The 24,182-nt window shown below is 57.4% G+C and carries 22 protein-coding genes; 17 read left to right on the forward strand and 5 right to left on the reverse strand.

Translation table 11 applies throughout. The features are described 5' to 3' along the window. Window positions 1-118: 118 nt before the first annotated feature. From EI77_RS01305 to EI77_RS01320, 4 genes are all read left to right on the forward strand, one after another. The gene (locus EI77_RS01305; RefSeq protein ID WP_133792951.1) at window positions 119-1,147 is read left to right on the forward strand and encodes an NAD-dependent epimerase/dehydratase family protein; all 1,029 of its coding nucleotides are present in this window, start codon (window positions 119-121) and stop codon (window positions 1,145-1,147) included. Further along, entirely contained in the window at window positions 1,134-2,156 is a 1,023-nt protein-coding gene (locus EI77_RS01310) for a dihydrodipicolinate synthase family protein (RefSeq protein ID WP_133792952.1), read from the forward strand. Before EI77_RS01305 ends, EI77_RS01310 begins: the two co-directional genes overlap by 14 nt. Before the next feature lie 154 nt (window positions 2,157-2,310). Continuing rightward, a complete protein-coding gene (locus EI77_RS01315; protein WP_133792953.1) occupies window positions 2,311-3,795 on the forward strand; it encodes a PTPDL family protein in 1,485 nt (494 codons plus the stop codon). 93 nt (window positions 3,796-3,888) lie between these two features. Beyond that, complete coding sequence (locus EI77_RS01320) at window positions 3,889-5,229, forward strand: Gfo/Idh/MocA family protein (RefSeq protein ID WP_208300235.1); 1,341 nt, start codon at window positions 3,889-3,891, stop codon at window positions 5,227-5,229. A 12-nt stretch (window positions 5,230-5,241) separates the two neighbouring features. Here the strand turns inward: EI77_RS01320 and ispD are convergent, their stop codons facing one another. Together ispD and EI77_RS01330 are read right to left on the reverse strand one after the other, a co-directional pair. Next, complete coding sequence (gene ispD / locus EI77_RS01325; RefSeq protein ID WP_133792954.1) at window positions 5,242-5,904, reverse strand: 2-C-methyl-D-erythritol 4-phosphate cytidylyltransferase; 663 nt, start codon at window positions 5,902-5,904, stop codon at window positions 5,242-5,244. A gap of 69 nt (window positions 5,905-5,973) precedes the next feature. Continuing rightward, window positions 5,974-6,804 (reverse strand): NlpC/P60 family protein, encoded by an 831-nt coding sequence (locus EI77_RS01330; protein ID WP_133792955.1) that lies wholly within the window; start codon window positions 6,802-6,804, stop codon window positions 5,974-5,976. A gap of 105 nt (window positions 6,805-6,909) precedes the next feature. Between EI77_RS01330 and EI77_RS01335 the strand changes: the two genes are divergently transcribed. Continuing rightward, on the forward strand, window positions 6,910-8,268 hold the full coding sequence (locus EI77_RS01335; protein ID WP_166646956.1) for a caspase family protein: 1,359 nt from the start codon (window positions 6,910-6,912) through the stop codon (window positions 8,266-8,268). A gap of 19 nt (window positions 8,269-8,287) precedes the next feature. On the opposite strand, the gene EI77_RS01340 is transcribed toward EI77_RS01335, so the two are convergent. Both EI77_RS01340 and EI77_RS01345 read right to left on the reverse strand, forming a co-directional pair. Next, window positions 8,288-9,610 carry an ABC1 kinase family protein gene (locus tag EI77_RS01340; protein ID WP_133792957.1) on the reverse strand — a complete coding sequence of 441 codons (1,323 nt, stop codon included), beginning with the start codon at window positions 9,608-9,610 and terminating at the stop codon, window positions 8,288-8,290. Window positions 9,611-9,612: 2 nt separating this feature from the next. After that, window positions 9,613-10,275 carry a TetR/AcrR family transcriptional regulator gene (locus EI77_RS01345; protein WP_133792958.1) on the reverse strand — a complete coding sequence of 221 codons (663 nt, stop codon included), beginning with the start codon at window positions 10,273-10,275 and terminating at the stop codon, window positions 9,613-9,615. 153 nt (window positions 10,276-10,428) lie between these two features. On the opposite strand from EI77_RS01345, the gene EI77_RS01350 reads away from it, so the two are divergent. Beyond that, window positions 10,429-10,764, forward strand: coding sequence for a hypothetical protein (locus tag EI77_RS01350; RefSeq protein WP_133792959.1), 336 nt, complete (start codon window positions 10,429-10,431; stop codon window positions 10,762-10,764). Then, window positions 10,736-11,287 carry a DUF6036 family nucleotidyltransferase gene (locus EI77_RS01355; RefSeq protein WP_133792960.1) on the forward strand — a complete coding sequence of 184 codons (552 nt, stop codon included), beginning with the start codon at window positions 10,736-10,738 and terminating at the stop codon, window positions 11,285-11,287. The genes EI77_RS01350 and EI77_RS01355 overlap by 29 nt, the downstream gene beginning before the upstream one ends. Window positions 11,288-11,365: 78 nt before the next feature. On the opposite strand, the gene EI77_RS01360 is transcribed toward EI77_RS01355, so the two are convergent. Further along, on the reverse strand, window positions 11,366-13,213 hold the full coding sequence (locus EI77_RS01360) for a GreA/GreB family elongation factor (protein WP_133792961.1): 1,848 nt from the start codon (window positions 13,211-13,213) through the stop codon (window positions 11,366-11,368). A gap of 140 nt (window positions 13,214-13,353) precedes the next feature. On the opposite strand from EI77_RS01360, the gene EI77_RS01365 reads away from it, so the two are divergent. The 10 genes from EI77_RS01365 to EI77_RS01410 all read left to right on the forward strand — a co-directional run bounded on the left by EI77_RS01365 (window position 13,354) and on the right by EI77_RS01410 (window position 24,154). Continuing rightward, window positions 13,354-14,388 carry a hypothetical protein gene (locus EI77_RS01365; RefSeq protein WP_133792962.1) on the forward strand — a complete coding sequence of 345 codons (1,035 nt, stop codon included), beginning with the start codon at window positions 13,354-13,356 and terminating at the stop codon, window positions 14,386-14,388. A 36-nt stretch (window positions 14,389-14,424) separates the two neighbouring features. Beyond that, the gene (locus EI77_RS01370; protein ID WP_133792963.1) at window positions 14,425-15,591 is read left to right on the forward strand and encodes an aminotransferase class V-fold PLP-dependent enzyme; all 1,167 of its coding nucleotides are present in this window, start codon (window positions 14,425-14,427) and stop codon (window positions 15,589-15,591) included. 109 nt (window positions 15,592-15,700) lie between these two features. Beyond that, window positions 15,701-16,324 carry a hypothetical protein gene (locus EI77_RS01375; RefSeq protein ID WP_133792964.1) on the forward strand — a complete coding sequence of 208 codons (624 nt, stop codon included), beginning with the start codon at window positions 15,701-15,703 and terminating at the stop codon, window positions 16,322-16,324. Between the two features lie 156 nt (window positions 16,325-16,480). Beyond that, on the forward strand, window positions 16,481-17,146 hold the full coding sequence (locus tag EI77_RS01380) for a c-type cytochrome (protein WP_133792965.1): 666 nt from the start codon (window positions 16,481-16,483) through the stop codon (window positions 17,144-17,146). 18 nt (window positions 17,147-17,164) lie between these two features. Further along, entirely contained in the window at window positions 17,165-18,538 is a 1,374-nt protein-coding gene (locus EI77_RS01385; protein WP_133792966.1) for a hypothetical protein, read from the forward strand. Window positions 18,539-18,546: 8 nt separating this feature from the next. Further along, on the forward strand, window positions 18,547-19,023 hold the full coding sequence (locus tag EI77_RS23520) for a hypothetical protein (protein ID WP_208300236.1): 477 nt from the start codon (window positions 18,547-18,549) through the stop codon (window positions 19,021-19,023). Window positions 19,024-19,041: 18 nt separating this feature from the next. Continuing rightward, window positions 19,042-20,520 (forward strand): cbb3-type cytochrome c oxidase subunit I, encoded by a 1,479-nt coding sequence (locus EI77_RS01395; RefSeq protein ID WP_133792967.1) that lies wholly within the window; start codon window positions 19,042-19,044, stop codon window positions 20,518-20,520. Then, the gene (locus EI77_RS01400; RefSeq protein ID WP_133792968.1) at window positions 20,517-21,203 is read left to right on the forward strand and encodes a cbb3-type cytochrome c oxidase subunit II; all 687 of its coding nucleotides are present in this window, start codon (window positions 20,517-20,519) and stop codon (window positions 21,201-21,203) included. The genes EI77_RS01395 and EI77_RS01400 overlap by 4 nt, the downstream gene beginning before the upstream one ends. Before the next feature lie 27 nt (window positions 21,204-21,230). Next, on the forward strand, window positions 21,231-21,953 hold the full coding sequence (locus EI77_RS01405; protein ID WP_133792969.1) for a c-type cytochrome: 723 nt from the start codon (window positions 21,231-21,233) through the stop codon (window positions 21,951-21,953). A gap of 245 nt (window positions 21,954-22,198) precedes the next feature. After that, a complete protein-coding gene (locus tag EI77_RS01410; RefSeq protein ID WP_133792970.1) occupies window positions 22,199-24,154 on the forward strand; it encodes a cytochrome c oxidase subunit I in 1,956 nt (651 codons plus the stop codon). Window positions 24,155-24,182 lie beyond the last annotated feature (28 nt).

Genomic DNA, 24,182 nt, shown 5'->3' on the forward strand with positions numbered 1-24,182 from the left:
TTGGAAACAACGGAGCCACTTCATTGGCTTTCAGGCTCTTATTTTACCTTTTCACATCTAATGTGGTGACAAAAAGACAGACAATCCGCGTCTCTTTACATTAATGTTTTGTTAGATCATGCGCCCTTTGCTGACCGAAACTGACCTTGAAGACGAACTCAGCCGCCCCACCCCGGGCGTGCTGGACACACTACGCAATCTGGGAGGAGATATCCTGGTATTGGGCGCAGGGGGAAAAATGGGACCTTCCTTAGCCCGGATGATCCGGCGCGGGATGGATGAACTGGGCCAGCAAGACCGCACCGTTTACGCAGCCTCCCGCTTCACCTCCCCCTCATCCATGGATGAGCTGAAGAGCCACGGGGTCAAAACCATCGCTTGTGATCTTCTGGATCGCGCATCCGTCCAGGCCCTGCCAGATGCACCCAACGTCATTTTCATGGCAGGGCAAAAGTTTGGCACTCAAGCAGTTCCAGAGCTGACCTGGGTCATGAACACCCTCGTCCCCGCCATCGTCGCGGAGCGTTATGCCAGCTCCCGCATCGTGGTCTTTTCCACCGCCTGTGTTTATCCCCTGGTGCCCACTTCGGGCCCAGGCTCCCAGGAGGATGATGTCCTGACACCCCCAGGGGAGTATGCAAACTCCTGCGTGGGCCGTGAGCGCATCTTTACCCACTTCTCTCAGGAAAAAGGCACCCCCGTCCTCATGTTCCGGCTCAGCTATGCCATTGATCTGCGCTATGGCGTGCTTCATGACGTCGCCTCCCAGGTCATGAAGGGGGAGCCTGTGGATGTCACGATGGGCCAGGCCAATGTCATTTGGCAGGGAGATGCCAATGCCCGAGCCATCCAATGCCTGGAGCGTACCAGTCATCCCCCCTGTGCCTTGAATGTGACCGGCCTGGAGCGCGTCTCCATCCGCTGGCTGGCCGAGCGTTTTAGCGATCTTTTGGGTAAGGAAGCCATTATCACCGGCAGTGAGGGACCCAATGCATGGCTTTTTGATGCCTCCCGCTCCTATGCGTGGTTCGGCCCACCAACGGTCAGCCTGGAAGAAATGGTAGCGGCAACTGCCGAATGGGTCCGCCAGGGCGGGGCTTCCTTGGGAAAACCCACTCACTTTGAATCCAACGATGGCAAATTCTAATTTCCGTCACCTCCTGCACCAGGGGCTGGCTATTCCCGCCCATCCTCTGGCTTTAAATGCCAGCCGTCAGTTGGATGAGCGCCGCCAGCGCGCACTCACCCGCTATTATCTGGCCTCAGGGGTCGGGGGGCTGGCCGTTGGTGTACACACTACGCAGTTCAGCATCCGGGATCCCGCCATCGGCCTTTTCAAACCTGTGCTCACCCTGGCGGCCGAGGAGATGGCCCGCAGCACCCATCCCCTGGTACGCATCGCCGGTATCTGCGGTCAGACAGCCCAGGCGGTGAACGAAGCCTCCCTGTTAAATGAGCTGGGTTATCATGCTGGCCTCCTCAGTCTGGCGGCCCTCCGGGATGCCTCGGAAGATTCCCTGATCAGCCACTGCCAGGCCGTGGCGGAGGTGATCCCGGTCATCGGGTTTTATCTGCAACCCAGTGTGGGAGGGCGGGTCCTGCCCTATTCTTTTTGGCGGCGCTTTGCGGATATCGAAAACGTCGTCGCGATTAAAATGGCCCCTTTCAACCGTTACCAGACCCTCGACGTGATCCGTGCAGTCATGGAGTCCGGACGCACAGACATCGCCCTCTACACCGGCAATGACGACAGCATTGTATCCGATCTGGTCACCCCTTTTCGGCTGGGCGACTGCGAGCGCCGTGTGGTTGGAGGTCTATTGGGGCACTGGTCTGTCTGGACTCGCCGTGCAGTGGAACTGCTGGCCCGCTGCCAAAACGAACCCGTCTCGCCCGACCTGCTCAGGCTGGGCATGCAGGTGACGGACAGCAATGCCGCGTTTTTTGATGCCGCCAACGGTTTCAAAGGCTGCATTGCAGGACTTCATGAAGTACTGCGCCGTCAGGGTCTGCTGGAAGGGCTGTGGTGCCTGGATGAGCACGAAACCCTCGGCCCAGGCCAGCTTGATGAGATCAACCGGGTCTATGAGGCGTATCCTCACCTGAACGATGACGCCTTTGTGGCGGAACATCGGGACCATTGGCTCCGCGATTGATGCCAGGACAGGCCACAAGTGCCGCATTCAGGCTGCAATAAGGGCCAAATGAGAAGGATTCACTCTTTACTCATGAAACGAATCCAGATTTAATCCCCAAATTAGGCGGGGGTTTCCCGCCCTGAACTTCATCCCCACGTTCCTACTCTGAGCCATGAAATCTAGCCGATCCCGCATCGCCCTGCTGGCGTTCCTTTGCGGTACATCCATCCTTCAAGCCGACATCCTGATCCTGAAAAACGGCACCAAGCATGAAGGCAACATCCTCAGCGAAAGCCCGACGGCGATCCGCATGAGATACCGCCTGACCCCCAAGATCTGGGATGAAAAGGACTTCACCCGCGAAGAAATCCAGGAAGTCATCAAACAATCCCCTCAAGAGGTGGAATTGATCGAACTTAAAAAACTGCTTCCGACCGAAGACCTCATGCCTGCCGACAGGTATGAACAATTGATCCAGGACCGCGTTCGCCCCTTCATCAACAAATACCCCGGCACACCGGAGGCAAAGGAGGCCGAAGGAATCGAGCAAACCCTTCAGGAAGAAAAGAAAAAAGTCTCCAATGGCGAAGCCAAACTGGCTGGCCGCTGGATGAGTGCCGCCGAAACCAAAGGTGAAGAATACAACATCGGCGGGTATAAACTGCTGGGAGAAATGAAGGCCGAAATGGCCAAAAACAACTGGATCGAAGCCCTGCGGATTTTTGACAAGTTCAGCAAAAATCGCCCTCCTTATACAGCTTCGAGCCATTATCCTGAGGCCGTCGCGCAAGCCCTGGTCTGCCTGGAAAAGCAGGAAATCATCCTCACCAAAATGGCGCAGGAGCAGCCCGCCCTGAGCAAACTGCGGGAAGAGAACCTGAAAAAACTGACCGACGAAGATCGCGCCAGAACCAAGGCAGCCATTGATGACGAAAAAAACAAATGGCGTGCCCAGTCAGATTCCCAGAAGCGTAACGGCATTCGCTGGGCAGAACCCTATAAGTATGACCTGACCAGCATCAACTCCCTCCAGAAATCTGTGGTCGCAGAAAGATCCAAGCTGGAGCTTATCAATCTGGATGAAATGAAAATCCGGAACGAAGCCTTTGTCGCCGTTTACCGCAAAATTGGTGAAGCTGATTATGCCGGCGGTGCCGCAGCTTATGAGCGCATCCAAAGTTTTGGCTCGGTGAATGAATTCCGTGACATCGTGGCCGACCTCAAAAACAAACTGCTGGCTCTCTACGGTGACTTGGTCCGCAAAAGCCAGTCCGCTCAGTCCGCCGTCAGCGGTTCCTCCGCCATCGGCGGCGCGGCTACCTCGGGTGTGGATGACCGCGTGGCCCGCATCCTGGCAGGTGCAGATGGCACAGCGCCCCAGGCACCCGCTGGCACCGCTCCTGCGGCCACACCAGGCATGGCAGCACCTGCCACAGCGCCTACGGCTCAAGTCCCGGTGCAGGCACCCGTCCCTGCTCCTGCGCCTAACCCGCCCGTGATGCAGCAGCCGGTCTCACCTGCTCCTTACCCCCAGCCCATGGCCGCACCACAAGCGGTCGTGGAGGAAGAGTCTAACATCCAGACTTACATCATGATCGGTATGGGTCTCCTCATCGTTGTCCTGGGAGCCCTGGCTTTCATGAAAAAGAAGGCCTAACCACCTTCGTGTAAATTCCAGGCCGGATCTCTTCAGGGGATCCGGCCTTTTTATTGCCAAAGATCACACCCGTCCGCCTCGTAACTCTTTCCCATGTCCCCAGCCAACCCAGCATTCCCTACCCGCCGCCGCTTCCTGGCCCAGGCTACCGGCACCCTTTTCGCGGCCCCTTTCATCACCTCCGGTATGCGGGCTGCATCACCCAATGGCAAGCTACGCCATGCCTCCTTTGGTGCCGCAGGAATGGCCATGGGAGACATGAAATCCCTTTCCAACCACACCATGCTGGAGCTCGTCGCCGTTTGTGACGTGGACACACGGAATTTCGCTGCTGTGAAAACACAGTGGCCGGAAGTGCGGTGCTATCAGGACTGGCAAGAGCTACTGGAAAAAGAGAGTTCCAATATCGATTCCGTCAATGTCTCCACCCCTGATCACATGCACGGCCCCATCGGCCTAAAGGCCATGGCAGCAGGTAAGCATCTGTATGGTCAGAAGCCTCTGGCGCAAAACCTCCACGAATGCCGCCAGCTCATGCTCAAAGCCCGCGAGACTGGCGTCATGACGCAAATGGGCATCCAGGTATCTTCCAACTTTACCGAACGTATGGCAGTGGACATGATCCAAAGCGGCATTATCGGCAAAGTGAAGGAGGTGCACACCTTCTCCAACAAATTCTGGGGAGACATGGAACCCGTGCCACAAAAGTCCGATCCCGTGCCTGCGGAGATGGACTGGCAAAAGTGGCTCGGCACCGCCACAGACCGCTCTTTCATTGAAGGCTATTACCACCCCGCCCAGTGGCGCAAGCGCCGCGACTTTGGCACCGGCACTCTCGGTGACATGGGCTGCCACATGTTCAGCGGCTGGTTCCGTGCGCTTGATCTCGCCGCCCCGATCAGTGTTAAATCTATCGGCCCTGCTCCCTTGAATGAGACCAACTGGGCCATCAACGCCATCGTCGAATACACCTTCAAAGGCACCGCCTACACCGCAGCGGATACCGTCAAAGTCACCTGGTATGACGGCGATGCGCGCCCACCTGCGGAGATCATGAGCCTGGCCGTGGCTGACCTCGCCAAATTCCCCGGCCAGGGCAGCATCTATATCGGCACGGATGGAGTCCTGCTCTCCCCTCACCTGACCACGCCCACCCTGTATCCGAGAGAGAAATTCACCGGCTTCAAGTATCCCAAGCTTGAACCTCGCAACCATTACCTTGAGTTCGTGGATTGCTGCCTCAAAGGTGGAGCCAAACCCAGCGCCAATTTCGACTATGCGGGTCCCTTGACTGAAGCCGTCCTCCTCGGTTGCTTGGCCAGCAATTTCCCCGGTCAGGACCTCCAATGGGACGCCCCTGCCCTGAAGATCCCCAACAGCGAAGCCGCCAACACCTTGGTGAAACGCCAGTATCGACCTGGGACGGAGGTTTAATAAATGACAGGCTCAGAGCAGAAACCGCTCCGCCAGATTTAGATCCGCCGGAAAGGTAATCTTTGGATTCGGAGAGGTGTTTTCCACCACGGTCACCACCTCTCCGACATGCTGTACGGCGGATACTTCGTCGGTGACGAGAGCCCCGTCACGGATCACGGCTTCATAGGCCGTGATCAGTAGATCACGTTGAAAAACCTGGGGCGTTTCCATAACCCAGACACCTGTACGATCCAGGGAATCCGTGATGCGCCCCTGCGCATCCGCCCGCTTCAGCGTCTCCGTCATCGGTCTGGCGCAGGCCACCGATCCTGAGGCTTGTGCTGCCGTGATGCACTTGCTGATTTGCATCGTGCTGATGAGGGGCCTCGCTCCGTCATGAACGGCAATGATGTCCGCTGCCCCGGCGCAGGCTTGGATACCTGCCCAGACGGACAGGTGCCTTTCCGCTCCGCCAGGAATGACCGCGACCAGTTTCGGCAAGGAGGCCTTCCATCCTTCCACCACCTCACGCACTTCATCCCCTGCCACCACGATGATCTCCGCCACGTCCGCGCAGGCCTGAAATTGCCCTAAAGTGCGCCGCAGCACCGGCACGCCCGCCAGCGGAGCCAGCAATTTATTAAAACCCATCCGGCGACTGCTCCCGGCGGCGACAATGATGGCAGAGGTCATAGACCCTCATCATGCCGGAGACCTCCAGTTGCCGCAAGCTGCCCCATGAGGGGATTTCCAGATTTCAAATCACGGCTCACCCAGCGTGGGTTCCGTCACTGTCGTCGCACGGGTAATGGCACTGCGCGTTAGCACTTCCTTTCCCGAAGTCTTTGGCTCATACGCCATGCCACGATACCGCAGGGGCTGATAACCGAGCGCCAGCAACGCCTGCATCGGAGCCTCCTTGAGCCCTGGTTTCCAATAATCCGGAGAACCACCCGTTTCATAATAATAGATCCAGCTCCGGTCAGGCCGCGCCCAGCCTGCACATAGAACAACATGGCGACGCGGAACATTGAGGAGGTCTCCAGGACGCAGGTCATCCGCTTCCAGTGGATAACAAACAGAGGGCAACTGAGAGGTATCATGCACCGTCGGCAATTTCAGACAGCGCGAGACAAAACCGGAGCAATCTACCCCGGCCGCCTCAGCACTCACGGCGGCATTATCCGCGCGGCGTTTGGCTGGCGTGGAAACATCTCCGCCAGCGGAGCCTTGAGCGATGGCTAGGTCAAACGAGGCCGGATCATCAAAACCGCCCCACTTATAAGGTATGCCCATATTCACGGCCCCTGGCATCCACCAGCCAGGGCGCTCCGGTGGATCATTGAGCCCGGCATCTGGAGTATGGACCAGGACACCCTTGGTATCCGTACCATGCAGAATGTTCCGCGCAAAAGGCCGCCAGGGATGGTTCGTGTACTTCTGAGCGATGGCCAAGGCCTCCGATGGCGTGACCTGGGAAGGCGCACCCGGATCACCCGGCACCAGCCGCGTTTCAGAGGATCTTTTATCAACTGTCTGGCAGGATGAAAGGCCAAGGGCCAGCGGCAAGAGGAGGGCAAAAACTCGATGCATGGGAGGTGGAGCGCGTTGAAGCTTGCCGCGAGGCAGAGCCGTTTCATAATGCGCCCGGCGATGTCTTGCAAATGGCGTCCGCTGATTGCCCCTTGTCTTCTGAGCATGAAAACCTGCCTGCACATTCTTTCCTGGCTCTGTCTGATGGTGATGATGGCACCAGGGGAAACGCTAACCAAAAACCGTACTGCCTTGGTTATTGGCAATGCTCGCTACGAACCTCTCGTGGGTCCACTGCGCAATACGGGCAACGATGCCAAAGCCATGGCCAAAACCCTCCGCGAGTTAGGATTCGCCGTCATCGAAAAGCACAACGTCACACGCGACCAGTTGCTCAGCTCAGTGCTGGAATTTCGCAGCACACTGGCGGGTGCCGAAGTGGGTTTATTTTACTTTGCCGGTCATGGCATCTCCCTGGCAGGGGCTAATTACCTCATTCCGCTCAAGTCAGGCTATGCCCCCGGTGAAGCAGATGATGTCACCCTGCGCCTGCTGGCGGAGACCCGGCTTTTTAATGTGGAGCAGGCCGTGGCCGATATGAGCGCTGCCGGGGCCAGGTGCAATCTCGTTATCTTGGATGCCTGCCGCAATACCGCCGTGGCCCGCACCAGCCGCACCCGCGATGCAGCAAGCGCTGGCGGTCTGAGTGAAATGAAACCGCCCGCTGGCTCTCTCATCGCCTTTGCCACGGATGCAGGGCAGACGGCTCTGGACGGAGATACCGACAACGGACTTTATACCGAAGAACTGCTCAAGAACCTGCGCACGCCTGGCCTCACCATCGAGCAAGTCTTCAAGCGCACACGGGCCGGTGTCCTTGATCGTTCCGAAGGCGGCCAGATCCCCGCAGAATACTCACGGCTGGTCGGCGATGATATCTTTCTCGCAGGCCCTGTGGCGGAAGATACACCTGTCCCGGTGATGAAAGCTGAACCTGTCACCCTGCCCACTCAGGCACAGATTCTCGATCTAGCCAAAGCCGGGCTGGCAGAAGAATGCGCCGACGCCCTCCTGGCCGTGGCCGAGGAAAAGGGCACCGGAGACTATGCCACCGAGCCGCTGTCCCTTCTCCTGGACCAGGTGAAAAACGACCTCAAGGAAGCAGCCCACGGCAGTCGCCAGGCGGAGGTGTCCGCCATTACTTGTGAACAGGTTCTCCGCGCTCTGCCTGGCTGCCTTCCACCTAACCACAAAGATTTCAAACAGCTCAACGCGAAAGCCCACAACCGCCATGGCGATGCTCTTCTTTTGCAAGGTCGCACCGAGGAAGCCCTCACCGCTTTCGACGCCGCCATCGCATTCACCCCAGAGGATTCTTACATCCTCTATAACCGTGGCCGGGCCTTTTCAGCCTTGGGAAAAACGGAGCAGGCACACCTTGATTTCACCGAAGCAAGCTCCCTCAAATACAAACAGCCTGGAGCCAGGAAGCTGGCACTCGAGGCCCTGGCAGAGCTGCGTTAAACGGCTGCGCAGCGATACCTTACACTGCCGGTGGCGACTTTGTTTCCACCGTCGCTCGCAGACGATGCAGCAGGCTGAACAGGCCAAAGAAAGCACGGTTTAAATACACGCTTTCCGAGCGGCCACGGGCTCCACGCAATGAGCGCAGGCTGCGGTCCTGGCGGTTGGCATCCCCCATGAGATAAATGGCCTGCATGAAGGCTGGATCGCCAAAGTCAAAGCGCTCTGTCTGGAAAGGTCGCGTGAGCAGTTCAATGGACTGGCGTGCTAGATCCATGATTTTTCCTCGCTGGGCAGGACCATCCGCAGGCAGCAATACATCCATATCACGAAGTGCCGCCTCCAATGCCGCATCGGATTCCAGCAGCGCCGGATTGAGGAAGGCAAATTGCTTCTCATGAAACTCCGGCGTGATAGCACGTGTGCAGCCAAAATCCAAAACGATCAGTTCTCCATCCACCACCAGGAAGTTCCCCGGATGTGGATCCGCATGGAAGAGATGCAGGACGTGAATTTGATACTGATAAAAATCCCACAGCGCCTGACCGATGCGGTCGCGTTCTTCTTGGGTGGCAGAACTGGCGGCAAAGCGGTCCAGCGTCACCCCTTCCATCCAGTCCATCGTCAGCACTCTGGCAGAGCAGCGGTCTGGATAAAAAGCGGGAAAGCGTAACCCTGTCAACCCGGCACAGGCAGCCGCGATCTCCTGACTGCGCTTCAATTCAGCCACATAGTCCGTCTCTTCCAGCAGGCGGGTTTCCACCTCGGTAAAATAATGCGCGATGTCTTCCTCACGCAGGCCCAGGATTTGCAGCGCCACAGGTTTCACGACTCGCAGATCACTGCGCATGGAATCCGCCACGCCAGGATACTGGACTTTGACCGCCAGTTTTTTTCCATCTCGCGTCGCTTGGTGCACTTGGCCTATGGATGCACCATGAGCCGCTTCAGGTGAAAACGAATCGTAGAGCGCCTCGACCGTTTGACTAAATTCACGCTCCAAAGTACGCCGAACCAGCGGCCAAGACAGCGGCGGCGCGGAATACTGGGCCTGGGAAAACTGGGCAGCATAGGCAGGCGGCAATAAATTATCATCGATGCTGAGCATCTGCGCCAGCTTCAACGGACCACCTTTGAGCCGGCTAAAGGAGGCATAGACATCCCGGGCATTCACCTCATCCAGTTCACGGCGCAACGCAGGCTTGGATGCATCCGAACTAACGGCGCGCTGACCATAATATTTGAGATAGTTCATCCCCACACGCGCCCCGGTGCCAGCCAGATCCGCCATGCGGGTCAGCGGGGTACTGCGGATGCTTTCTTGGGCAGGTTGAGCAGCCATGATCAGGCCCGTTTCAATCCCCCAGGTAAAAGAAAGCGCATGAGGTCAAATCCAGAGTCCAGAGCCTGACGTCCCATCAGGTCAAAAAGCACCGTGACCGATTTTTCGATGAAGGCATCCGTCCGCTCAAACTTAGGACTGTCATCCTTCAGGTGAAAGGCAACGACGCTCCTCAGGAGCAGCCGCAACACTTTTGGATAGGTCGAAGAGAGAGGCCCGCGTGCCATGATCTCCCCCCGGTTGCGACCATGCATGAGAATGCCATTCACAAATTCCTCATACCGCTCCTCCAGGGCAGTCCATTCAGGCACCGGCTTGATCGGCATCACCTGGCCAAGCCTCAGGAAAAGAAGACTACGGTGATCCAGAGACGCTTCCGCGAAACCGAACATGAAGGCGAGCATCCGCTGGCGGGCACTGAACTCCTGCCACTCCGGGCCGCTTTCCACTGAATGGATGACTTTATCCATCACCCCACGCCACCATTGACGCTCCACAGCCTCCAATGAGGAATACTCACCAAAAAACTCCCGCTCCGTGATGCCCAGCCCCTGGCAAAGACGGTAAACAGAAACCGGCGGTCGGCCTTCCGCGCGGAACTCATGCAGATAGGCTTCCTCAATGCGCTGACGCAGAGGCGGTAATTCGTGAGAATGTTCGTCCATGACGGCATGAGATACGCCCCACGCAAAAAGGGCGATGCTTTAGTAACCACCCGATTCTCACCCGAGAGAGCCTGTTGATTCCGGCAGGACCGAGTGCATACTAGCTGCATGTCCGCCCTGGCACCACCTGCGACTCCGCCTCGGGAAATGCCCATGTTTCCTGATTGGCTGGATCTACCAGAGGGTTATTTGATCCAAGACTGGATGCAATGGCAACGGGGCAAATTGATCGCTGAGAGATTAAGAACTCAGCCGGAATTAGTTAACACGGCCATCGGACGGTTAAAAGATCGCCACGGGGGACTTTATGCGGCCGAACAAGAATGGCTGGACCTTCTACAAAAATTGGACGTCCAAGAAATAGCGTCTCTTCTGGAAGATGCCGGCGATGAAGGTCAACGACTGCGTTCCTCATCCCCTTTTCACGGCTTTCCCTTTATCACCCAACAAGAAAACGAAGATGTACGGCAAAGAGCTTACCCTTGGTGATCTTGAAACTGTAGCCAAAAAGCTAAAATGGTGCGTCCCGGCTCTGATGGAGGCCTACGTTATAGGGACGGGTGCGGTGGCTGCTGCGCACGAAAAGCTGCCTGGTTCACTCCGTTTTTCCGTCGATTTTGATTTTGTTCCCAAAAACCTTCCCATTTTATATTACGACAGCTTAATGGTGGATCGATTCATTGGCCCGGAAAGTGAGTTCCGTGATGAAACCAAAGTTTACGCAGACTATGCGACGCCTGAAACTGTCCGCTGCACACCGGCTGGATGGCTTGAGAGAACTTGGGTCATCAATGTCACTGATGGATTAACTTTGTATTGCCTCAGTGCCCACGATGTCGCCTACAACAAGCTCTATGCGGGACGGCCCAAAGACATTGTCTGGGTGCGCGAGCTTTTAAAAACGGAGATCATCACTTGGGAAAGCTTGAACGAGCTGCATGCAGGCAACCCTCTGGCAACGGTTGATCGGGAAAAAGTAGAGCGTTCCATGTCAGCGGTACGCGGCCAGTAATTCAATAATTAGTTAACAAAAAGGGCGACGCTTTCGCATCGCCCTTCTTCAAATGAACTTCTGGAGTATCCCTGCGGATTATTCGCCAGTGTTATACGCGCGGATCGCCGTGACCTTGACCTTGCGGCCGCCGCCTTCATCCGTTGGGATTTCGGCTTCTTCACCCACCGTTTTACCGATGAGGACTTTGGCGATTTCAGAGAGGTAAGAAACGATGCCTTTTTCGAGGTCGCCGTCCCAGGCTCCCAGGATGCTGTAGGACTCAGAAGCGCCTGTGGAGACGTCTTCAAAATCCACAATGGTGCCGATGCCCACTTTATCCGTAGCCACGTTGGCGAAGTCGGTTCCGCGGGAAAGTCCCACTTCACGTTCAAGCTGTTCCTTCATGCGGTTCAGTACGGCCTGCTGGTCACGGGCCGCTTTGTATCCGCCATTTTCACGAAGGTCACCTTCTTCTTTGGCGATCTGGATCTCGCTCTTGTTATGAGGGATCTTGACGTTAACCAGGTCATCCAGTTCAGCCTTCTTCTTCTCCAGGCTGTCCCAGGAAACGATGAGGCGGTTGTCTTCACGGGACTCCGCACTCTCAGAAGTCATTGCTTCCATTTCAGGGCGTGCCTTGATGACGCGGGCCAGCAGAGACCGGCGGGTCAGCTCGTCAAGGACAGAGCTGTTCATCAGACGCTTGGCAAAGTTACGCAGAGATTCGTCATCCGTGTCCACCACCAGTTCATGGACCAGTGTCTTGTCATCGGAAAGCTGGTCAGCCAGACGGCCGGTGCGCTTTGGTCCGCCCTGCACATGGTCGTCTTCGCAGGCGTCCAGGATGGCGTTTCCAAGGTCGATGCTGAAGACGGAAGAGGCCAACCCCTTGCGCTCCTTGCAGATCCAGATCAGCAGATCCGCGCTCAGCGTACGGTTACGGACAGACTTCTTCAGGAACTCGGTCAGTACTTCCAGCTCGCCATTGGCATCCAGCACCACGGCAATTTCAGCCACAGCACGGCCACCCGTGCGGGTAAGGTGATTCAGGATTTCAGGCACCCAGACGCGCTCAGGGAAGGCTTCCGGGAAAGCACGGTACATGCGGCCAAGCTGGCTCACAGGCAGACCGCCAATATTTTCAGCCAAAAGTGGTTTAGCCTCGCAGACGAGGTCCGCCACTTTCATGGAGCCCATCGGTGCAGAAGCTCCTTCGATGGATTCGATGAGTTCATCGCGGGCCAGGAGAAGTTGCAGACTGTCTTTGAGATGGAGCTTCCAGGCCTTGCGGACGGTATCGGAGATGTCTTGGAAAACAGGCACCAGTTCCACGCCGGGATTTTCAAAAAGGTCCAGATCCTTCTGGATGAGAGCCAGCACACCCAGCTTGCCTTTCAGGTCGCGCTTAGCCAGGAAGTTCTGCACCATCACACCACCGGGCTTTTCAGCACTGTCACGCAGCACCAGCGGCTCTGTCCGCTTGGATGGGACCACGATGTGACGGGCAGTCTTGAGGGTCTTCTTGGCGGATTCCCACCATTTTTTATATTCACCTTCCGTGATGATCCGGGGCTTCAGCAGCCTTTCCAGATCATCCAGGGACATCGAACTGCCGGAGGACTTGAGCGCCAGCTCCACCAATTCCGTGACCTTGGTTTTCGCCAGGTTTTTGAGACCTTCAAGATCGGAAAGACGGCGGCTCAGCAAATGCTCAGCGGATAGAACTTCCAAAGAGGTGATGGCAAAGGACAGCTTCAGACCATGCCCAGGCTTGTCTTCGAAATCCAGGATGATGCGATCACCCAGCAGATCCCACTCCACCACTTTTCCCACTCCCCAGCTTTTGTGCAGGCAGAAGGTGCCGGGTTCGAGTTTAGATAATTTTTCGCCGTCAGCGGAGGCAAGTTTGCCTGCCGCGACCAAGTTTTGGACCTCAGAATTCATGGGAGGTTGATGCTAGCGCGCTGCGACGGTGTAGCAAAGGAAACATTTACCGTATGCTGCCATGAGCAGTTTCCGGCAGATTTTGGGGTAACTTTGACTGCAAACTTGCCTTCTCGCTTAAAATCTAGTGTGTTTTACCCATGCGCACCTTTGCTCTTGGTCTGGCTTTACTCTCCTGGTCCTGCTTCTCCCCAGCGGCCTCGCCGGAAGACGCGGCTGACTATTATGACGAGGCCACTAGGCGTTACCTTACCCTGGAAAAGGGAGAATTTGGACAAACCCGCCTCACCGTCCGCTTCGCCGGGGACCCCGGATCCGGCGCACTTTGGATGGGGCAGGGGCAAAGGACGGATAAGGAATTGATCTTCACCCGCATCGTCGGTGAGGGCGAGGCCCAAGGCACCGCCTTCATTGCGAAGATCAGCGAATCAAGAATCGAAATCGATTATAAGCCCCAGCAAAAAACACCTCAAGATGCAGGCATCAACGGCACCTACCGCCGTTTGAATGAGAGCAAACTGCTCCAGCTCGCCAAAAAAGAGTTTCAGGCTGCCGACGAACGCCTGCAAAATTCCCTCCGCACGGCCGCTAAAAACTGGGACCGCAAAGACCGCCCCGCGCTGGATCTTTGGAAGGATCAATGGCCCTCAATTAGACAGCGCTGGCTAGATGTCTTTACCGCTCAGGCCAAAGGCACCACACTCTCCCCGGCCGAAAACCAGCCCACCGCCCCAAAAACAGCCAAGGACTGGGTCGTCGCCGCCCAGGCCACCGCACGGGGTTATTACTTCGTCGAAGCCATGCCCGATTCCAAAACTGGCCTGGGCTGGGACGGTGAATACGATGACCTCGGCGCCGGACACGCCAGCCTTCGCCTGGGTGCAGACGGTCGCCTGCGCGTCAGCCTGGCCAGCTACCGCGTGCCGGGAGACGAAGCCGCCACCTTGGAAGGCACTGCCAAGCCTGAAAGCATCACCGAAAATAAAGACGGCTCCCTCACCGCCCAATTCACCCTCGAAGATCCAGAGGTGAAAGACCCCTCCAAACAGGCTCAGGTGCGGCTGACCAAAATCGGTCGCTACCTGCATGTGGAAACCCAAAATGCCGAGCGCTACGCGGGACGCGGTTGGTTCAGCGGCATTTATCGCGGCTCTCCAGTCCCCGCCGCGCCATAACCTTGCACGCCTGCATTTCTCAGGCGTAAATCAGGCATGTCTCTTTTCCCCGACGAAGCCTCCCGGCTGGCAGAATTCCCCATCGCCCGTGAAAGCATCTTCCTGGCCCATGCTGGCGTGACCATTCTACCCCGTCGGGTAACACGGGTCATGCAGGAATACCTGGAGGAAAGCTGCACACGCATGCAGGAATTCCCCGAAGCGTGGCGCGCCGTCAATGAATGCCGAGTCGTTGCAGCCCAGATGATCGGGGCCAAAGCTAGCGAAATCTCCCTCCTCGGCCCCACTTCCCTGGGCCTCAGCCTCGTCGCCAACGGCCTGGACTGGCAGCCGGGAGATGAAGTGGTCTGCTATCAGGATGACTACCCAGCCAATGTCTATCCCTGGACGGATCTCGTCCGCCTGGGCGTCACCGTCCGCCTCTTAAAACCCCAGGCTCCCGGTGCCATCACTCCAGAACTGGTGGAATCCATGCTGACCCCCAAGACCAAGCTGGTCGCCCTCGCTTCCTGCCATTTCCTCAGTGGTTACCGCATCCAGATAGATGCCATCGGCCAGATGCTGCGGGCTCGCGGCATACTGTTTTGCCTGGATGCCATCCAGACACTCGGTGCTTTTGAAACGCGGGTGGACCATGTGGACTTTCTCTCTGCCGACTCTCACAAATGGATGCTCGGCCCCATGGCCGCAGGCATCGTTTACGTTCGTGAAGAGGTGAAGGAACGCCTCCGCCCGACCCTGCTTGGCTCCTGGAACGTCCAAAGCCCCAATTTTATCGCCCAAGAGCAGATCACCTTTGAAGAAGGAGGCCGTCGATATGAACCCGGCGTCCTCAACGTAGCAGGCATTCTCGGCATGAAAGCCGGCCTGGAACTGCTTTTGGAAAAAGGCATCCCCGAGGTCAGCGCCCAGCTCCTCAGGCTGAAAGCTCGCCTGTTGGAGCGGCTGACCCCGCTGGGCTTCCGTTCCCTTGGCCCCACGACGGGCCCCAATGCCTCCGGGATCACCACCACCTGGAGGGAGGAAGGCAGTGGCCCGTCACTGGCCAAGGTATTCGATCATCTGACCGCGCAAAAGATCAGCCCATCCCTGCGTTATGACCGCGCAGGCCAGCCGTTCATGCGTTTCAGCCCCCATTTTTACAATACGGAAGCTGAGATGGATCGGGTGGCCGAGGCCATCGCCTCAACACCTGAGGCATAGGTTTTCCATCCTGCCTTACAGAGCGGACGGGATTCCCATGCCCAAGACGGGACTCGACACTTTAGGCCGTTCTCGCATAGCCTAACCGGAAATCTGAAAATTCCGCGCCATGGCCAAATCCACCACGCCCAAGAAAGCGGCAGCTAAAAAATCCGCCGCCGTCCTTTCAAAAAAGCCGGTTCCCCAGGCTAAAGTCGGCCCTGTCGCCAAAAAAGCCCTGAAACCAGCCTCGAAAGCTGCGGTCAAGCCTACCCTTGAGCGCCCTTCTCCCGCCAAGAAAGCTGCCATCAAAGCCACGTCACAGGCCGGAATCCCCCTTCCGGCCGTCTCCTTGCCACCGCCGCTCGAACTGCCGCCGGAACCATTCATCCCTGCGAGTCCGCCGAAAACCATCCCCCTGACCGTCAATGTACAGACCTCTCAGGGAATGGCTGCCAACGGCAATAACCAGCCCGCCAACCTCCTCGTCATCGTCACCTGCGCAGGCTGGCCTGTCACCGAGCTGGATAAAAATCATTTCACGCTCATGGAGCATTTTGAGGTCCCTGGACAGGAAGCTTCCTTCAGCAACAGCATCACCACTTTCCGCAATGCGGGCACTGGAGCATACCTCATCCAGACCAAGCCCATCAACGGTGCCCCCTGGCGCACCGGGCATCATCTGGGGCAGCTTCTTGTCTCAAATTCAGAGGATCAGCAGGGGCAGGCGGCATTCAAAATCATCATCCGCTGATAAAGCCTGCCGGAAATTCTCAGTTTTTTTTCACCTTTCAAATAGGCCTGAGAAAATCGAAATCGTCCTTGCAATGTGACCGCGAGTTTTTAATCTTCGCGTGCTTGTGAAATTTTTCACAAGCCCCTGTCCAGGCACACCCTGCCAGCTCGCTCCATGAAATATTTTTTCCTCAGCTACCTCTTTGTTGCCGCGATCATCGTCGCCGCATTTGGCTCTCGTGGCAGCAAGTCCGAATTGCCGCCCCTGGAAATCTTTCAGGACATGGATCACCAAGCCAAAGTGAAGTACCAGGCCCACAGTGACTTTTTCGCCGATGGACTCGGCGCACGCCGTCCTGTCAAAGGCACCGTACCTATTGGTTTCGAAGTCCCCGCCAAAGCTGCCTCGGCCCCTGACTTCAAGCCCCCGCAGTACGGCTTCGCCAATGGCCTGGACTATTACAGCACAGGTAAAATCGGCGATTATTACGGCGACGGCCTGCCCAAGGAAGTGACGCTGAACAAAGCCCTTCTTGAGCGCGGCGAGCGCCAGTACAACATCTATTGCGCCGTCTGCCACGCTGCCTCCGGCAATGGCAAGGGCATCACTTCGAAGTACGGCATCATGACCGCCTTCAATTTCCACCAGCCCGGCAGCACCGATCCCGCCAACGCTGGTGCCTACCGCGCAGACGGAGCCATTTACGATGTCATCACGAACGGCAAAGGACTCATGGGTCCCTACGGTGGCAACATCATCGTTCAAGACCGCTGGGCCATCGTGGCCTACATCCGCGCCATGCAGGTGGCGGTGAAGGAAAACAACGTGTCCGTCCAGTAACAGCAGGCATTTCAAGGCATGAGTCACCACGTCACATTCAATGATCTGCCTCCGGGCGGTGAGAAATTCGAAACCGCCAAGGGCAGCAAGCTCATCGGTGCCTTTGGGGCCACCGGTGCGGTTGGCCTCCTTGGCTCCGCCTATCTGTTCTTTACCCAGACGGATGTCTTTGCTTATAGCTGGCTGTTCGCCTTCTTCTTTGCCTTCACATTCGTGTGCGGCGGCTGCTTCTGGATTCTTCTCCATAGCGCTTCCAATTCAGGCTGGGGCGTTGCTGTCCGCCGTTTGTGGGAACAGTTGGCCAACATGGTCCTTCCTCTGGCTTTCCTTGGCCTTCCCCTTCTCGTTCCGCAGGTGCAGACACATCTTTACGAGTGGATGAACCATCATCGTGAAGCGAAAACACAGCTTCACGCTGCTGATCATGGTGACTCCGCTCACAAGGCCGAAGCGACGGACGCCACTCACGCAGCCGATGCAGACCATCACGAAATGCACAGTGTGAAGGACGCCCTCCATCACATGTCCCTTTCCAATCCTCATCTTCACATCCTTGTGGAGAAATATGGGTATCTGAATATCAACGGCTGGTATCTCCGCTTCGCTTTCTACTTCTTCATCCTCTGGCACATCGCCCGCACCCTCCGCAAGAAGTCGGTAAAACAGGACGGAGATGGTGACATCCAGCACACCATCAAATCCCGCACCTTCTCCTGCCGCTGGCTGCTTTTCTACGCTTTGACTGTCACCTTCGCCGCTGTGGATTGGCTGATGACCCTGGATTACTCCTGGTTCTCCACCATGTGGGGTGTTTACATCTTCGCCGGTTGCGCCTGGGCATCCATGGCCCTGACCATCCTTCTCGTCACTTGGCTCAAAGGCCTGGGCTACCTGAAACTGGTCGTCACACAAGAACATTACCACTTGATGGGTAAGCTGCTCTTCGCTTTCACGGTGTTCTGGGCATACATCGCCTTCAGCCAGTATTTCCTCATCTGGTACGCTAACATCACAGAAGAAACTCGCTTCTACCTCACCCGTAACACTGAAGGCTGGCGCTGGGTTTCCATCTTCATCGTCATCGGCCACTTCATCGGCCCCTTCGTTCTTCTCCTGTCCCAGCCCCGCAAAAAGAATCCGGCCGTCATCTCCCTCGTCTGCCTTTGGATTCTCTTCATGCACATGGTGGATATTTATTGGAACGTCATCCCTGAGCGTGGCCCTTCCCTCGGCATCGGCTGGTGGGTGGATGGTGCTTGGATCGGCGACATCGTTGCCCTCCTCGCTGTTGTCGGCACCTCCGGCTTCATCTTCCTCCGCAGCCTTTCCCGTTACAGCCTCTATCCCTGCCGCGACCCGCGCCTGCTTGAGTCCGCCAACGTCATCAACTGATTCCCTTCATGTCACCGACCGTTCCATCTTCGAGAGCCGGAGCCACCTTTCTTTGGGTGCTGGCCGCGTTTGCGAGTTTCGCCGTCCTCTTTTACCTCATCCAGGTCACCTTTGCCACCCAGGGTGCCGTTGACCCGCGCATCCCCGACCGCCTAGCCAACAAGGAAGAAATCCTCAAGGCTCAAAGCGAGATCATCGCCAAGATGGGCCTCAATGACGGCAGTAAAAAAGCCGCCATTTTCGACAAAACGCTCGAGACCCTGAAGGCCAAACCCGAAGGCGTCAGCCCGCAGGTCGTTCCAGGCTCTCCCACACAGTTGAAACTGGCCGCTGCACCAGCCCCTGAAGCTGCGGCTCCCGCTCCAGCCCCTACACCGGAAGCTTCGATTCCAGCCGCTGCTGCTCCTGAAGCACCTGCCGCTCCAGCTCCGGCTGCCCCAACCGCTCCCGCCGCCCCGGCACCCACCCCTGCTCCCGCGAACTGATTTTTGCCCTTGGACCCTATGCAGACCTCCCCAGCATCCACGGACACCCAGGCTGACAACCTTCGCCGCGCGGCGATTGACAAGTCGGTCAAAGGCCCGGTGCTCTTCCTCTTCCTGAACGGTGCCTTCTGGCTCATGGCCTCCACCATCCTTGGAGTCATCGCCGCCATTACCCAGTTCGCTCCTGATTTCCTCGGCCCTTGCAGCGTATTTCAATATGGCCGCATCCAGCCCACCCACATCAATGCTCTTGTTTACGGCTGGGGTGTCCAGGCAGGCCTTGGTGCCATGCTTTGGATCATGGCACGGCGCTCTGGACAGGAACTCCGCAGTGGAAAAAGCATCCTCTATGTTGCGGCCATTTTCTGGAACATCGCTGTCACCATCGGCCTCGTTGCTATCCTTCTCGGCAAAAGCACCTCCATGCAGTGGCTGGAAATGCCCTCCTTCATCTGGCCCGTCCTGTTGATCTGCTTCCTCGCTTTTGCCTGGCCCATGGTATTCATGTTTGGCCGCGCCTTCCGTCCTGAAGGATTCATGGTCAGCACTTGGTATATCCTCGCTGCCTGCTTCTGGTTCCCCTGGATCTTTGTCACCGCCAACGTTGCCCTGCATTGCCTTCCTGGTCTGGGTGCTCTTGGCGCTGGTATCAATGCCTGGTATGTGCACACGGTCATCCTTCTCTTCTTTGCCCCTGTTGCCCTCGGTGCCGCTTATTACTTCATTCCTAAAATCACGGGTCAGCCCATCGCCAGTTCCCAGCTTTCCCAGATTGGTTTCTGGCTCCTGGCAGTTCTCGGTGGCTGGACGGGTATGCAACAATACATGGGCGGCCCTCTTCCCGCCTGGATGCCTGCCGTCGGCGCCGCCGCCAGCATGCTCCTTCTGATTCCCGTTGGTGTCGTCGGTCTCAACCATCACCTGACCACCCTGGGTAAGCACAGCATGGTCGCCTCCAGCCCGACTCTGCGCTTCGTTTTCTTCGGTGCTCTGTTCTATCCCGTCAGTGGTGCCATCCTGGCCCTGATCTCCAATTTCTCCACCGGTGCCGTCCTCCAGTTCACGCAGGCCTCCTACGGGTTCCAGATCGTCGCAGTCTATGGCTTCTTCAGCATGACCATCTTCGGTGCGATTTACTACATCGTGCCACGCCTCACCGGCTGTGAATGGCTCTCCGTCAGCCTTATCCGCAACCACTTCTGGTTCTCCGTTTACGGCATCGGTGCCATCGTCGTGACCAGCCTCGTCGCAGGTGCCCAGCAGGGCGGCGACCTCAACTCTCCAGAAATGTGGGACCAGGACTTCATGCAGCTCGCTCTGAACCTTCGCCCTTACATCATCGCCCGCGCCATCGCCTGGGCCTTGATCACCTGGTCCAATGTTTGGTTCCTCATCCATCTCATGCTCATGGTGGCCGGTCTTGGCCGCCGCAGCTCCTCCCCGACGCTGCTTGAACATGACCACGACGAAGCCCTTTCCCACGCCGCCCACGCATGAGCCAGTTCCGCACGTTTATCCTCGCCCTCGTCGCCAGCTTCGGACTCCCCTGGCTGTGCCTGATCGTCATCCCGGCGGTCAAATATCAGGCACTCACCCAGGTAGCCTATGACAAGGACACCGATGGCATTGAAGGCCTCTATCCTCCCGCCCCCATCAACCGCCAGGGACAGCTCGTCTATGCCCGCGAAGGTTGTGTTCAGTGCCATACCCAGATGATCCGCCCGACCCAGCTCGCCCTGGATGGCTGGCGCAAAGGATGGGGCATGGACCAGGACGCACGTCCACCGGCCCCTGTCCGCTCCAACAACATGCGTGATTACCTCGGCGAGCCTTTCGCTTTCCTCGGTGTCCAGCGCAACGGTCCTGATCTTTCCAATTACGGCTGGCGCGCCCCTGAGCGTGCTCTCATCCATCAGATGCTCTATGCTCCCCGTACCCTTCACGACTGGTCCAACATGCCCGCCTTCACGCATCTCTACAAAGAGCGTCTGGCTCAAGGCCCTGTATCTTCCGTAGCCCTGAAGCTGCCGAAGAAGTTCCCTCTGAAAGAAGGTTATGAAGTCATCCCCACACCTGAAGCCGAAGCTCTCGTGGACTACCTGCTTTCCCTGAAAAAAGACTATCCCGTCCCTGGTGATCCCGCCGCCGTCGCAGCCGCCCCTGCTGCAGCCAAGAAATAACCCCCGGAACACTCGAGACCCCCGCCCATGAGCGCTCCTTCCTCCTTCCCCAATCCTGACAGCAATGATCTGGACCGCCTCCACGCCGCTGTGAAGCGTGAAAAGGCCGATCTGGAACCCGGTCGCGAACCCGCACCCATGTGGGTCCTCTTCCTGTTCATGATCATCGCCATCATAGCTGGTGGCCAGCTCGGCCCCATGGCTGGTGGCTTCAGCTTCGATGTTAGCAACCCATTTGCAGCCAGCAACTTCGGCGATCCCCGTGGTAGCAACAAGGATCCAGGCGCAGGGGCCGATCCATTCCAGGTCGCCATGAAAAAAGGTGCCAGCGGTTATGCCGTCTGCGGCGGTTGCCACCAGGGCAGCGGCCTCGGCTTGGCCGGTCAGTATCCTCCTCTCGCAGGCTCCGAATGGGTCCTCGGCGGCACAGAGCGCCTCATCCGCGTCGTCCAGCACGGTCTCGTCGGTCAGGTCACCGTCAAAGGTCAGAACTACAATTTCCCTGGTGGGATGCAGGGCTTCGGAGCTGCCATGTCCGCTGGAGATCTAGCCAACGTCCTGACCTACATCCGCAATAACTGGGGTAACGAAGGAACCATGATCACAAAGGAAATGGTCGAAAAAGTCCGCGCTGAAGAAAAGCGCGCTACCCAGTGGACCATGGCCGACCTCGAAGCTTTCAAAGATAAAAACGTCCCCGGTGATATTCCAGCAGGCCCGGGCGCGACAGCCGCCGCTCCGGCCCCGTAATCGAGATTCCCTTTTCAATGTTCCGTTCATGGCAATCTGTTTCCCGCAAGGCTCCTCCGGCAGCCTCTGAGGCAACATTGCCTGACCTCTCGTCATCACTGAAAAATTCGGCCTTCCCCGCTCTCATCATCGAGAGTTCTGGAGCGCCGGATTTCTTTTCATTCCAGTCCCCTTTTTGATCGTCAATCCCACGACCTTCACCCCCTTTCTCACGTAGCTTTCAAGGTCCCTTTTCAATTCAATCTATGAGCGCCGCCGCCACCACCCACGATCACTCCCATGGAGCCGATCATGCGCATGATCACCACGAGCCGGGATTCTTCGGCAAGTATATCTTCTCCTGTGACCACAAGGTCATCGGCATCCAATATGGTCTCAGCGGCCTTCTCTTCCTTCTGCTCGGCTTCTTCCTGATGCTGCTCATGCGCTGGAGCATCGCCTTCCCTGGCCAGACCGTCCCGGGACTGCTGTTTGTAGAAAACCTCCCGCTCATTGGCCCCTTCTTCCACGATGCCATCGGCCGTTGGGCCCCAGGCGGCATCGTCAATGGCGAGCTCTACAACATGCTCGGTGCCATGCACGGCACCATCATGGTGTTCCTCGGCATTGTGCCTCTCGGTTTCGCTGGCTTTGTGAATTTCGTCATGCCACTTCAGATCGGCACGATCGATATGGCGTTCCCGAAACTGAACATGTGGAGCTTCTGGCTCTTCTTCGTCAGCGGCGTCATGATGCTCGCCAGTTTCTTCGTTGGCACCGGCTCCGTCCAGACCGGCTGGACAATGTATTCCCCCCTCGCCTCCACCACCACCCTCGCTGTCACCAACATTTGGATGCACGGCCACACTTGGTGGTTGATGGCCATGGTCTTCAATATCTCCGCCTCCCTTCTCGGCTCCGTGAACGTGATCACCACCGTGATCAACCTCCGCGCCAAGGGCATGACCTGGATGCGCATGCCCTTCTTCTGCTGGGCCATGTTCGTCACCAGCTTCCTGCTTCTGCTCGCCTTCCCTCCTCTTGAAGTCGCCGCCATCCTCCAGCTTGTGGATCGCGTCTTCGGTGCCAGCTTCTTCCTCCCGACCGGCCTCATGGAAGGCGGCCAGCACCTGGACATCTCCGGTGGTGGTTCTCCTCTCCTTTACCAGCATCTTTTCTGGTTCCTGGCCCACCCTGAGGTGTACGTTCTCATTCTCCCCGCCTTCGCCATCCTGGCTGAAGTCATCCCGGCCAATACCCGCCGCCCTCTTTGGGGATACAAGTCCATGGTCTATGCCGCCCTCACACTCGGCTTCCTCAGCTTCCTCGTCTGGGCTCACCACATGTACCTGACCGGCATGGGTACCATGATGTCCACTTACTTCCAGATCACCACGGTGCTCATCTCCGTCCCTTCCGTGATCCTTCTGACAGGACTCATGATCTCCCTCTGGGGCGGCTCCATCCGCTTCACCCCACAGATGCTTTTCGCATCCGCCTTTCTGCCCATGTTCGGTATCGGCGGTCTCACCGGTCTGCCTCTGGCCTTCACCTTCATTGACCTTGCCCTTCACGATACCTATTACGTCATCGGCCACTTCCATTACGTCGTTGCCCCCGGCACCATCTTTGCCCTCTTCGCAGGCATTTATCACTGGTATCCGAAGATCACAGGCCGCTACATGAGCGACTTCCTCGGCAAGCTCCACTTCTGGCCTTCTCTGCTGGGTATGAATCTGATCTTTGCTCCGATGTTCATTCAGGGCATGGGCGGCTTCCACCGTCGCTGGTATGATGGCGGCAAATACTTCGAACAGACCAGCGGCGCTTCCAACTGGGTCACCAAGCTCACCTCGGACTTCTTCGGCATCTTCGGCATGGATGTCCCGAATAACCTCCTCGGCCTGAACGTCCTCATGTCCGTCGGTGCATTCATCCTCGCCCTCGGCCAGGTGCCGTTCATCCTGAACGTCTTCCTCAGCATCAAAGGCGGCAAGAAGTCCAACAGCGACAACCCATGGAATTGCACCACGCTCGAGTGGGCCACTCCGACACCGCCTCCGCACGGCAACTTCCTGTTTGAACCCGTCGTCGTTCGTGGTCCCTACGAGTATAGCGTCCCCAACTGCACCCAGGACTTCCTGCCACAGTGGGAAAGCGAGCCCGGCAAAGCCGCTGTGGCCCCTGCTTCCACCACGCCTGCCCCCGCCGCTCATCATTGATCTGAGCCTGCCCTGAAAACCTGAGCAC

This window comes from Prosthecobacter fusiformis, from assembly GCF_004364345.1.
Lineage (GTDB): Bacteria > Verrucomicrobiota > Verrucomicrobiia > Verrucomicrobiales > Verrucomicrobiaceae > Prosthecobacter > Prosthecobacter fusiformis.